This window comes from Steroidobacter sp. (assembly GCF_016790065.1).
In the GTDB taxonomy this organism is placed as follows: domain Bacteria; phylum Pseudomonadota; class Gammaproteobacteria; order Steroidobacterales; family Steroidobacteraceae; genus Steroidobacter.
Genome location: NZ_JAEUPY010000437.1, coordinates 1 through 11,065 on the forward strand (window position 1 = coordinate 1; position 11,065 = coordinate 11,065).

An 11,065-nucleotide genomic window follows, 5' to 3' on the forward strand; every position below is an offset into this window, starting at 1 on the left:
GGTCCGGTCGTTGCCGATGCGTTGAGGCGGCATGACATTCCGGTGCGACTGATGCCCGAGGACTCGTTCTTCATGAAGCCGCTGACCACGGCCATCGAGCAAGGCATCGGCACGCGCGAGCCGTCGCAGGAAAACTAAAAAGACAGGCCATCCTTGGCCGTGGGCTAGCGCGCGTCCGAAGTGGGCTAACGGACGAGGTGCCACAAAGCTCTGCCAGCCTGCCCGTTTCGTACTGCAGTTGTATGGTGTTTGGTCAAAATCTTGTAACGGTGTGTAACGGCTCGCACTGTTGAGCGAGGGTGCTTGGATTGGTCACGCGCCTGCCGTACAACGGCCGGTATGCGAGCTACCGCCAATCTACTCATCGTCGAAGACGATCCCGAAATCCGTCAGATGGTTGCCGAGCTGATGCGCCGGGAAGGCTTCGAGGTCGATGCTGCCGAAGACGGCCGAGGCCTGGATGACGTGCTGGCGCGACGCCGGCCCGATTTGATCGTGCTGGACTTGATGCTGCCAGGCGAGGATGGCTTGTCCATTTGCCGGCGGCTGCGTGCGCACACCAATCTGCCCATCCTGATGCTCACCGCGAAGAGCGATGAGGTGGATCGTGTGGTTGGCCTGGAGATGGGCGCGGATGACTATCTCGTGAAACCGTTCGGGCCGAGAGAGTTGTTGGCGCGAGTGCGAGCGCTGCTGCGTCGAGGTGGTCTGGCGCCGATCGTGCAGCGTGAGCGGCGTTTCTCGTTCAGCGGTTTCGTCATCGATCTGGATGCGCGCGAGCTGCTCGATCAAACCCAAACACCGGTCGCTCTGACTGCCGCTGAGTTCGATTTACTGGCGTGTTTCATTCAGCATCCGCGTCGCGTGCTGACGCGTGAGCAGATTTTGAGCTGGACGCGCGGGCGCATGGCCGATCCGTTCGATCGCACCGTCGACATGCAGATCTCTCGCTTGCGTCGTAAGTTGGACGCGGCAAGTCCGGCGCCAAAGCTGATTACGACAGTGCGCAACGGCGGTTACCTGTTTACGGCGCACGTCGGGCAAGTCGCGTGATTACTCGATTGACCTTTGCTTGGCGGCTCGGCCTGATCGTGATGCTGACTCTGATCGTCGCGTGGATTGGCTCGACCGCCATCTTCTATATCGCCAGCGTCCGTGAAGACGGTGAGTCGCGACCATTACCGTTACCACGACAGATCGCCGCCATCGTGCAGCTCCTCGAGCAAGCGAATGGCAGCGGCGAACGTGCGTTGGTCATTCGTGCTGTCAGCTCGCCAAAATTCAGCGCCAAACTGGTGAAAGATTTGCCACTGTTGAAGACGCCGACTGCCCGACCGTTCGAGCTGCGCGCACGCTTGGTAGAACTGGCGCTCAGCGATATCGGCGGCCGTCCGTTCAGCCTGACGTTCGATGCCAATGGAGGTCATGGCGCGAGTCCGCCGCGGTTCTCCTATATAACGGCCACCGATCTGGAGCTGCGAATCAAGCTCAACACTGGCGAGACCTTGGTCATTCAGGGCTATCACCGCCCCACCACCAATGTGTATGGCATGCCCATCGGTTTCATCGCGGGCCTGGGCGGAGCGCTGACCGGATTGATTGCGCTCATCATGATGCATCGACAAACGCGTCCGCTGGCGCAGCTGGCAGCCAGGGTCGATCAGATCGATGGTTCCGGCGTGTCGACGTTGGTGCCGGAAACTCGCTCGGCAGCGCCGGAGATTCTGGCGCTGATCGCCGCATTCAATCGACTGCAAGCCAGACTGGGGCAATTGTTACGAGCGCGAATGGCGATGCTCGGCGGCATATCGCACGACGTGCGAACGTTCGCGACTCGACTGCGCTTGCGTGTCGATCACATTCCCGAAGGCGTGGACCGAGAGCGTGCCATCGCGGACATCGGCGACATGATTCGCTTGCTGGACGACGCGTTGCTTGCCAGTCGTGCAGGTGCCGGTGAGTTGGTCGAAGAATTGGTGGAATTCGGACAAGTGGTACGTGCCGAAGTGGATGATCGCTCGGCTGAGCACGCAGCGGTGCATTTACAAACCTTGACAAAGAGCGACGATGCGGTCGTGCTCGGCGACCGTCTGGCGTTGCGCAGAGTAGTCGCGAATCTGATCGACAACGCCTTGCAATACGGGCGCGCCGCGCACGTGCAAGTCGCGGCGAGCGACAATTCAGTGCAGCTCACCGTCGATGACGAAGGTCCGGGCATTCCTGCAGAACAACGCGAAGCCATGCTCGAGCCGTTCGTGCGTTTGGAAACATCGCGTAATCGTCGCACCGGCGGCGCAGGCTTGGGATTAGCGGTAGTTCGTAGTTTGGTCGAGGCACATGGCGGTGCCATCGACATCGGCGATGCGCCAACGGGCGGCGCGCGCTTCACAGTCAGCTTGCCGCTGTTTCATGCTTGATTCCGACGTGCGCAACTGGCAGCTCGATTGACGACTCAATCGTCGCTCGATTCCGAAGTACAGAATACAAACGTGAATGTCACCGCTGCTTCGTCAAAGCTGTGCGCAGCTTTGCAATGATTTATTAAGCGCGTTGACCCTTGCTGACAGTGTCACGTACAACGCCCACACGCACTTCAAAAATCGTAAACACGGTATGGAGTGCAAACAAAGACGAGACAGAACACCTCAAGCCGGTGTTCGCCGTCGCGGCGAGTTGCAGCCGCAGTCATAGTGGGGGACAACCATGATTTTGAGACGCAGTGTTCTTACTGGCTCGCTCCTGCTCGGTAGTGTCGCGGCGACTGCTCAGCAGGCCGCGACTGTCGAACAGCTGGAAGTCATCGTGGTCACCGGTTCGTATATTCAAGGCGCGGCCGAAGACGCGGCGCTACCGGTCGATGTGCTGACCCTCGAAGATTTGCAGATGCAGGGTTCGCCTTCGATGGTGGATCTGGTGAAGTCCATTCCCGCTGTGCAGGGCGTGCTCGGCGAATCGAATCAGTTCGGCTCGGCGCAATCCACTGGCAGCAGCAATATCAACTTGCGCGGCATCGGCGCAGTTCGCACGTTGGTGCTGCTGAACGGCCGACGCATCGCCTCTTCGCCGACCGGCAATGGAGTCGATACCAATCTACTGCCCATGGCGGCCATCGGTCGCATCGAAGTGCTCAAAGACGGTGCCGCTGCAACTTATGGCTCGGATGCCGTCGCCGGTGTGGTCAACTTCATCACCAAGAGCAATGTCGATGGACTGTCGCTGGATGGTTCGTACAGTTACGTCGATGGCTCAGAGGGTGATTACAGTGCGAACGCAGTGTGGGGCCATCGCGCCGATCGTTGGAGCGTGATGGTTGCCGGCGGCTACCGGCATCGTTCGGAGTTGAACACCACCGACCGCGCTTGGGCTGTGCGGACCTTCGAGGAAAATCCGCAAGGCGGCTTCTCTTCCTTCGGTAACCCTGGTCAATACAACGTCACCGCCGGTACCACCACCGCCGCGCAGTCGTTCCGCGATCCGGGTTGTTCGGCGTTGGGCGGGTTTGAAATTGCCGGCAGCGATGGTTGCCGCTTTCAATACATCACCTTCGACAACCTGATCGAACGCGAGGAGCACTATCAGCTCTACAGCGAATTCAACATGGACATCGGCGAGAAGACCGGCCTGCACGTGGAGGCGTTGTACGCCGTGCACGATGCACCGGAAGAAAATTCATCGCCGTCGTATGGTCCACAGCAAGGCGCGAACCTGACGGCCACTCCAACTCGCAACCTGGTTTCGCCAAACTACATCATTCCGCTGAGCAATCCTGGTCTGCAGGCCATCCTGCCGTACCTAGACACAGTGGATCGCGATGCCGTGCTGGCACGTCGATTCGTGGTCGCCAGCGGTTTGCAGTGGCGGCCGTTGGGTAATGGCGGCAATCCGCTCACCGGCGAAGGTAAGAAAGACGAACGGTTGTTCGATGGCTTCCGTATCTCGGCCAGTCTCGATGGCGAGTTTGGCTCTGACATCGGTTGGGACGCCGGGGTGACATACAGCGAGAACACTCGAGAGACCAACACACCGGACATTCTTGCTTATCGTTTGCAGCTCGCACTGAACGGGCTCGGCGGTCCGAATTGTCCAGCGGGTGCGACCGCGGGCACGGCCGGGTGCTTGTTCTTCAATCCGTTCTCGAATGCCTTCGCCAGCAATCCCTCGACGGGCAAGGTCAATAGCTTCAACTACAGCGCTGCACTCGCCAACGACCCGGCAGTGGTCGATTGGCTGTTCGAGAACAATGGTTGGAAAGATACCTCATCGACCTTGGCGGTCGACTTGGTCTTCAACGGCGAGTTGCCGCTGTCGTTGCCTGGCGGCGCCATCGGTTGGGCGGTCGGTGGCCAGTATCGTGATGAAGGCTTCAAGCGCGACGTTAATTTCTACACCGACATCGAGCGCAACCCGTGCGTGGACACTCCGGTCAACGGCAACTTGGGATGCACGACCCAGTTCGGTGTGTTCACGTTCTTCGGGCCGCTACGCAATCAAGATTTGAGTCGTGATGTGTTAGGCGTATTCGGCGAAGTGAATCTGCCGTTGCTCGAATCGTTGCAGGCGCAGGTCGCCGTGCGCTACGAAGACTACGGTGGTGCAGTGGGCTCGACCACGAATCCGAAGGTGTCGTTGCGTTGGCAGGCGCTCGACTGGCTAGCACTGCGCGGCTCGGCCGGCAGCACGTTCCGCGGTCCTCAACAAACGCAGTTGTTGAACGGCTTCAGCACTACGCTGGTCTACACCGGTGTGAATCGCGGCTACAAGCCTTACGACAACTACGGCAATCCATATCTCGATCCGGAAGAGGCGAATACCTTCAATGTCGGCGCCATCGTGCAGGCCGGCGGCTTCAAGGGGTCGCTGGACTATTGGAGTTTCAAGTTCAAGAATCCGCTCGGCACCGAGGGCGGCACCGAACTGGTTGCGACTTTCTTCGGCGTGAATCCGGGCGATCCCAATTTCTGTGGCAATCCTGCCTACGCCGCTTTGCAGGCGCGCTTCACTTTCACTGACGGCGCCGCTTGTAGTGCCACTGCACTGATTCGCACTCGGGTCAACGTGATCAACGGACCCGAGGAGCGCATCTCGGGTCTCGACGCGAGTTTGTCTTACTTGTTCGACGCTTGGTTCGCTGGCGAGATTCTGCTCGGCGTGGACGGTTCGTACACATTGAAGTACGAGCGCGATGCGTTGTTCGTCGAAGGAGTGTTGATTCAGAAAGCCGATGACTATGCGGGTACTCGCGGTGGCGCGGGCACCGGCTCTTTGCCCCAGCTGCGTGGCTCAGCGTACTTGGACTTCAGCAACGGCGACCACAGCGTGCGTTGGACGACTCGTTACATCGACGGTGTGACGGACGTGCGTTCCAGTGTGCCGAATGGATTTCGCGAAGTCGGCTCGTTCCTGACGCACGATCTGGTGTATCGCTTGCAGCTGCCGGGTCGGACGACCATGAGCGCGTCGGTGATCAATCTGACGGATCGCGATCCGCCGCTGGCGCGACTGGATCTGAGCTACGACCCGTTCATTGGCAATCCGCTGGGTCGTTACTTCAAAGTGGCGGCGACCAAGCAGTTCTAGTGGCGGACGCTCAGTCTTCGAGCGTCCAGCCTTTCTCCCACGGCGGCTCGGGGCCGAACGTGATCGCGACAAAGTCGACGAACGCACGCACCTTCGGCATCAGATTGCGTCGCTCCGGATACACGGCATGCACGGCAATTTCCGGTGGCGTGAACTTGCAGAGCAACGGCTTCAATTCGCCCGAGCGCAGTTGCTCGCATAGATAAAACGTCGGTAGCTGAATGATGCCGCCGCCAGCAATCGCGGCGGCGCGATTCACCAGGCCATTGTTGCTGTGAAGATTGCCGTTGACCGGCACGACGTGCTCACCGCCGTCACTGTCAGTGAAGCGCCATTCACGCGGCGCGCTCAGCAATGAATAAAGAATGCAGTTGTGCTCCAGCAAGTCTTCGGGTCGCTCCGGTGTGCCGTGCTTGGCGAGATAAGCAGGCGACGCACAGATGACTTGCTTGGTCGGCGCAATCTTGCGCGCGATCAAATTGGAGTCCCGCAGTCGGCCGATGCGAATCGCGACATCGAAGCCTTCTTCGACCAGGTCGACGGTGCGGTCGTCCATGTTCAGCTCGACGGTGACGCCGGGATAACGCTCCATAAATGTTTGTATGGCCGGGCCCAGCTGCAGAATGCTGAAGCTCATCGGCGCCGATACGCGCAACGTGCCGCGAGGCTCGGTTTGAAACCGCGCGACTTCCAATTCGGCGTTTTCTATTTCGCGAAGCGCGCTGCCTGAGCGGCGGTACAGCTCGGAGCCTGCTTCGGTGAGGCTCAGCCGTCGGGTGGTGCGATTCAGCAGTCGGGCGCCGAGCTTCTCTTCCAAGCGAGTCACGGCCTTGCTGACCACGGGCTGGGACATTTCCAACGCCTCGGCCGCTGCCGTGAAGCTGGATAGCTCGACTACTTTGACAAAGATGGCGATGTCGGTGAGGTTTTGCATTTGCTTCGGTTCGGGGAATAAATCCCATGCCGCCAGGGCCGATGATCCGGCGCCGGCGGATGACTAACGTAGCACACGCCAACGTTAACGCAGGTGCTGCCATGTCGACTCAGGATACCCGCCAGGCGCGCGACTTTTTCGCGCAGAAACTGGCTTATCTCACCGGGCCTTACGAGCTCAACGCGCAGCTGCGCCGGAACGAACCCGTGACCGTCGTGGATGTGCGGCTACCTAGCGATTATCAAGCTGGCCACATCCCCGGTGCCATCAACCTGCCGCAGGGCAAGTGGCACACTCTGGCCGGCATTCGGAAGGATCGCACTGCCGTTCTGTATTGCTACAGTCAGACCTGCAAACTCGCCGTCGCTGCCGCTGTAGAGCTCGCGTCCGCCGGCATTCCTGTCGTCGAGATGGAAGGCGGCTTTGAGGCGTGGATCAAGAACGAGTTGCCGGTGGAGCGCTGAGCTCGGCCGGCGTTATTGCGGTTCCAGTCGTTCGCCTTCGGGTGGCGGGAACTCGTTGCACACTTCGCGCAGCCAGTTCCTAAACCGAATCACCTTCGGCACTTCAAAATTGTGTGCCGGTGCGACGAAGTAATACGAGTTGTGTTGGCGCACGCTCTGACTCGACGGGCGCACCAAGCGTCCCGACGCCAGATCGCCAGCAACAAGCGACCAGCGGGCGAGCGCTAATCCGTGACCTTGCTCGGCCGCAGCCAGCACCGACGCTGAATCATCGAGAATCGGACCGCGTTCGACGCGCGTGGTATCGCCACCGACTCGCCGTAGCCAATCCATCCAAGGTTCGCTGGCGCTATGAAGCAGCGGATATTTGTTCAGATCGCCCAAAGTGGTGATGGGTCCCAGCTTGGCGAGCAGCGCCGGATTGGCGACTGGGAACACCCAATCGTCGAGCATCTTCTCCGCTTGCAGCTGCGGCCAGCTGCCCGAGCCATAACGAACCGCGGCGTGAAAATCGGTCTGCATGAAGTCGACCAGCTCGCGGCTGGCGCTGAAGCGCAGATCCACTTCGGGATGCTTTTGATAAAAATCGCTGAGCCGGGGCAGCAGCCACTTTTGTAGGAACGAGCCGAGCAGACTGATGTTGAGCAACCCGCTGCTGCGATCGAGTCGCAACTGATCGACGGCGCGCGTCAGCTCGCCCATGCCTCGTTGCACGCCAGGCAACAAGCGCGCACCCTGTGGTGTCAGGCGAACCGAGCGGCTGTGGCGTACGAACAGAGGGGTTTCGAGAAACTCCTCGAGGGACTTGATGTGCGAGCTGACCGCCGCGGTGGTCACGTTCAGCGACTGGGCCGCGCCGGTGAAACTCAGATGGGCTGCGACCGCCTCGAAGGCGCGCAGAGCATTGAGAGGCAGTTTGGTGTCAGCGCTCATGGTCCGTCGCTTCGTTCAAAATTCTTTTAATCCCTGAACCCGAACGCCACACGAATACTCGGATACGCAACGAAAATATATCGATTCACTTAATGATGCAAGGTACGATCACGGGCTCCGTGAGGGGCCTTGCGAGAGGGGGAGAGCGCTATGAGCAGCCTGCACATTGAGCCGGCCCAGCCGGCCGACGTGCCGATGATCCTGCAGTTGATTCGCGAGCTGGCCGAGTTCGAGCACCTGCTCCATGAAGTGACGGCCACCGAGGCGCAGTTGCATGAAGGGCTGTTCGGGCCGAAGCCCAGTGCCGAGGTCATCATGGGCCGGCTGCCCACCGGCGAAGTGGCCGGCTTCGCGCTGTTCTTTCACAACTTCTCGACCTTCCTGGCCAAGCCCGGCATCTATCTCGAAGACCTGTACGTGCGTCAGCAGTTTCGTGGCCAGGGCTATGGCGAGCAGCTGCTGCGTCATCTGGCGCGACTGGCGGTGGATCGAAATTGCGGCCGGCTGGAATGGTCGGTGCTGGATTGGAACCAGCGCGCCATCGATTTTTATAAGAGCCTGGGCGCGGTGCCCATGCATGAATGGACCATCTATCGAGTCACCGGGTCAGCGTTACAAAAGCTCGGCGTCGACGCCCACCCCAATCCCGACTCCAACAAGTCCAATTGATAGGCTCGATCAGAGCCATCGGAAATAACTGCCGATAAACTCGGGCTCGCGGCGTTTAGCGTGCTGGCGGCCAGCGCCTACGGGGTGTACCTTCGGGCGCGTGCTGGACAGGAAGCCCAGCAACGACAAAGGGGTTTCTAATAATTCGCGCCACGCTGTCGAGCGTGCTGGACCACGAGGGTTCGCATGTCCATCCGCGCCTTACGCTACCTCATCGCCTTGGCCGACTGTCTCAACTTCACTCGTGCGGCCGAGCGCTGTTCCGTCACTCAATCCACACTGAGCATTCAGCTGCGCAAGCTCGAAGAATATCTTGGTGTGCGTTTGTTCGAACGCGATCGTGCGCATGTCGCGCTCACCGACGATGGTCGCAAAGTTCTCCGCTTCGCTCGCGTGGCGGTACGCGCTGCCGATCGCATCGTCTCCGTCAGTCGTTCACAGGCCGCTGCTAGGGCGCTGCTTATTGAAGAGATCAATTGTCAGCGTGTGTCCGTTGATTAGACTCTGTCTAAGTTAATCCAAAGGATTCGTCCGCCAACGATAACGTCGGGCCGAACCTAGCAGGGGAGACACAGCATGGGACCGCCGATTCATACCGTGCGCGTGGCGACGTGCGCCACTATTTTGTCCGGACTCTTGATGGCCAGTGCCGTCATGGCGCAGCCATTGGGCTTGCCGCCGGTTCCCATTCCGCCCGACAACCCGCAGACGCCCGAGAAGATTGCGCTCGGCGACAAGCTGTTCAACGACAAACGTTTCAGCAGCACGGGCGAGGTGAGCTGCGCGACTTGTCACGATCCCACCAAAGCGTTCACCGATAGTCCGTTGGTGACGTCCGAAGGCATCAACAAACTCACTGGCACGCGTAACGCGCCGACGGTGATCAACTCGGCCTATTTCAAGCTGTTCTTCTGGGACGGGCGTTCGCACGACATGGAAGATCAAGCTCAACATCCCATCATCAATCCGGTGGAGATGGGCTTGGTGAATCATGATCCGGTGCTCAAGATCGTGCGCAGCGATGCCGATTACGTGGCGCGCTTCAAGAAGGTCTTCAACAAAGAAGGCAACCAAGTGACGATGAAGGAAGTGCAGCAGGCTATCGCCAGCTTCGAGCGCACCATCGTTTCCGGCGACTCGCCGTTCGACAAGTGGCACTACGGCGGCGATGAGAAGGCCGTCAGCGAACAAGCCAAGCGCGGCTTCAATGTGTTCCTCAACAAAGGCCGCTGCGTTTCCTGTCATGCCATCGAGCAGAATTTTGCGCTGTTCACCGACAACCGCTTTCACAACATCGGCGTCGGCGTGAATCGTATCCAGAACGAAATCCCACAGTTCGCGCCGGCGTTCCTGAGTGCGAAGGCTGCCGGCACCGATGTGGACAAGGCTGTGCTCACGAATCCGAAAGCGTCGGAGTTGGGTCGGTTTGCGGTGACGGAGACGCTCGATGAGATCGGCTCGTTCAAGACGTCCACGTTACGCAACGTCGCAGTGACTGCGCCGTTCATGCATGACGGCAGCTTGAAAACACTGCGCGATGTGGTCGATCACTACAACAACGGTGGCGTCACCGATCCGAAACAACCCATCAACGACTTCCTGAGCGGCGGCATTCGTCCGCTGAATCTCACCGAGGACGAGAAGTCCGATCTGGTGGCGTTCATGGAGTCGCTGACCAGTCCGCAATTCGCCGCGCAAAAGGCTGCGTCGGCGAATCCCATTTCCTGCAACGTGAAGACCACGGTGGCTGCTAGCAGCCCGGTGGCTCCGACTCAGAAATCCATAAGCGGCGGAGAGGGGATGTAATCATGGACATCAAATACGATCGCCGCAGCTTCATCAAAACATCCACGGTCGGGGTCGGCGCCGCGGTGTTGCCGCTGACCATGGTGGAGTTGGCGTTCGCCAAGCCGAGCGACAACTTCACGTTCGCGTACATCTCGGACTCGCACATTCAGCAGATCAAGGGCACGCAGTTCGTGCGCAACTGGGATCGCGGTTTGATTCGCGCGGTCGCCGAAACGAATCTGCTCACGCCCAAGCCGGACTTCGTCATCTTCGGCGGCGACCTGGCGCAGATGGGCAGCAAGCCGGAGCTGGATCACGGCGCCGAGCTGTTGTCGAAGCTCAGCGGCAAGGTCTATCACGTGATGGGCGAGCACGATTATTACCTGGACCTGGGCGCGTACTGGTCCAAGCTGTTCGGCAAGCAGTACTACAGCTTCGACCACAAAGGCGTGCACTTCGTGGTGTTGAACAGCATCCTCACGTACGACGAATGGACCTTCAATCGTTGGCCCACCGCCGAGCAGCGCATGGCCGAGATGGCCGGCCTCGACAATCCCAACGGCTCGCCGTTCATGGTCGGCGACAAGCAGCGTGAGTGGTTGCAGAAAGATCTGGCCAAGGTGAAGAAGGACACGCCCATCGTGGTGTTCTCGCATTCGCCGCTGCAGAAGATCTACAAGGGCTGGAATTTCTGGACCGA

Annotated in this window: 10 protein-coding genes; 8 read left to right on the forward strand and 2 right to left on the reverse strand. The window is 59.6% G+C overall.

Features of this window, described 5'->3' with window-relative positions; all coding sequences use genetic code 11:
* Window positions 1-339: 339 nt before the first annotated feature.
* The 3 genes from JNL55_RS18245 (at window position 340) to JNL55_RS18255 (ending at window position 5,577) form a co-directional block, all read left to right on the forward strand.
* Entirely contained in the window at window positions 340-1,053 is a 714-nt protein-coding gene (locus JNL55_RS18245) for a response regulator (protein ID WP_293856743.1), read from the forward strand.
* Entirely contained in the window at window positions 1,050-2,417 is a 1,368-nt protein-coding gene (locus tag JNL55_RS18250) for a sensor histidine kinase (RefSeq protein WP_293856746.1), read from the forward strand. The genes JNL55_RS18245 and JNL55_RS18250 overlap by 4 nt, the downstream gene beginning before the upstream one ends.
* Window positions 2,418-2,703: 286 nt before the next feature.
* On the forward strand, window positions 2,704-5,577 hold the full coding sequence (locus tag JNL55_RS18255; RefSeq protein ID WP_293856749.1) for a TonB-dependent receptor plug domain-containing protein: 2,874 nt from the start codon (window positions 2,704-2,706) through the stop codon (window positions 5,575-5,577).
* Window positions 5,578-5,587: 10 nt separating this feature from the next.
* Here JNL55_RS18255 and JNL55_RS18260 read toward each other — a convergent pair whose 3' ends face one another.
* Window positions 5,588-6,511, reverse strand: a complete 924-nt coding sequence (locus JNL55_RS18260) for a LysR family transcriptional regulator (RefSeq protein ID WP_293856752.1) — start codon at window positions 6,509-6,511, stop codon at window positions 5,588-5,590.
* A 101-nt stretch (window positions 6,512-6,612) separates the two neighbouring features.
* Here JNL55_RS18260 and JNL55_RS18265 point away from each other — a divergent pair, with 101 nt between their 5' ends.
* Window positions 6,613-6,975 carry a rhodanese-like domain-containing protein gene (locus JNL55_RS18265; protein ID WP_293856755.1) on the forward strand — a complete coding sequence of 121 codons (363 nt, stop codon included), beginning with the start codon at window positions 6,613-6,615 and terminating at the stop codon, window positions 6,973-6,975.
* 12 nt (window positions 6,976-6,987) lie between these two features.
* Here JNL55_RS18265 and gcvA read toward each other — a convergent pair whose 3' ends face one another.
* Window positions 6,988-7,908, reverse strand: coding sequence for a transcriptional regulator GcvA (gene gcvA, locus JNL55_RS18270; RefSeq protein ID WP_293856758.1), 921 nt, complete (start codon window positions 7,906-7,908; stop codon window positions 6,988-6,990).
* A gap of 150 nt (window positions 7,909-8,058) precedes the next feature.
* Here gcvA and JNL55_RS18275 point away from each other — a divergent pair, with 150 nt between their 5' ends.
* From JNL55_RS18275 to JNL55_RS18290, 4 genes are all read left to right on the forward strand, one after another.
* Window positions 8,059-8,577 (forward strand): GNAT family N-acetyltransferase, encoded by a 519-nt coding sequence (locus tag JNL55_RS18275; protein ID WP_293856761.1) that lies wholly within the window; start codon window positions 8,059-8,061, stop codon window positions 8,575-8,577.
* A 186-nt stretch (window positions 8,578-8,763) separates the two neighbouring features.
* Window positions 8,764-9,078: a LysR family transcriptional regulator gene (locus tag JNL55_RS18280; RefSeq protein ID WP_293856765.1), complete on the forward strand. Its 315-nt coding sequence runs from the start codon at window positions 8,764-8,766 to the stop codon at window positions 9,076-9,078.
* 75 nt (window positions 9,079-9,153) lie between these two features.
* Window positions 9,154-10,383 carry a cytochrome-c peroxidase gene (locus JNL55_RS18285; RefSeq protein ID WP_293856768.1) on the forward strand — a complete coding sequence of 410 codons (1,230 nt, stop codon included), beginning with the start codon at window positions 9,154-9,156 and terminating at the stop codon, window positions 10,381-10,383.
* A 2-nt stretch (window positions 10,384-10,385) separates the two neighbouring features.
* A partial coding sequence (locus JNL55_RS18290) for a metallophosphoesterase (RefSeq protein WP_293856771.1) occupies window positions 10,386-11,065 on the forward strand: 680 nt, incomplete at its 3' end.

Excerpts from the sequence above, each read along its gene's own strand:
- JNL55_RS18285 (WP_293856768.1), top strand. The coding sequence starts at position 9,154 with ATGGGACCGCCGATTCATACCGTGCGCGTGGCGACGTGCGCCACTATT.
- JNL55_RS18265 (WP_293856755.1), top strand. The coding sequence starts at position 6,613 with ATGTCGACTCAGGATACCCGCCAGGCGCGCGACTTTTTCGCGCAGAAA.
- gcvA (WP_293856758.1), bottom strand. The coding sequence starts at position 7,908 with ATGAGCGCTGACACCAAACTGCCTCTCAATGCTCTGCGCGCCTTCGAG.
- JNL55_RS18245 (WP_293856743.1), top strand. The coding sequence starts at position 340 with ATGCGAGCTACCGCCAATCTACTCATCGTCGAAGACGATCCCGAAATC.
- JNL55_RS18260 (WP_293856752.1), bottom strand. The coding sequence starts at position 6,511 with ATGCAAAACCTCACCGACATCGCCATCTTTGTCAAAGTAGTCGAGCTA.
- JNL55_RS18280 (WP_293856765.1), top strand. The coding sequence starts at position 8,764 with ATGTCCATCCGCGCCTTACGCTACCTCATCGCCTTGGCCGACTGTCTC.
- JNL55_RS18275 (WP_293856761.1), top strand. The coding sequence starts at position 8,059 with ATGAGCAGCCTGCACATTGAGCCGGCCCAGCCGGCCGACGTGCCGATG.
- JNL55_RS18255 (WP_293856749.1), top strand. The coding sequence starts at position 2,704 with ATGATTTTGAGACGCAGTGTTCTTACTGGCTCGCTCCTGCTCGGTAGT.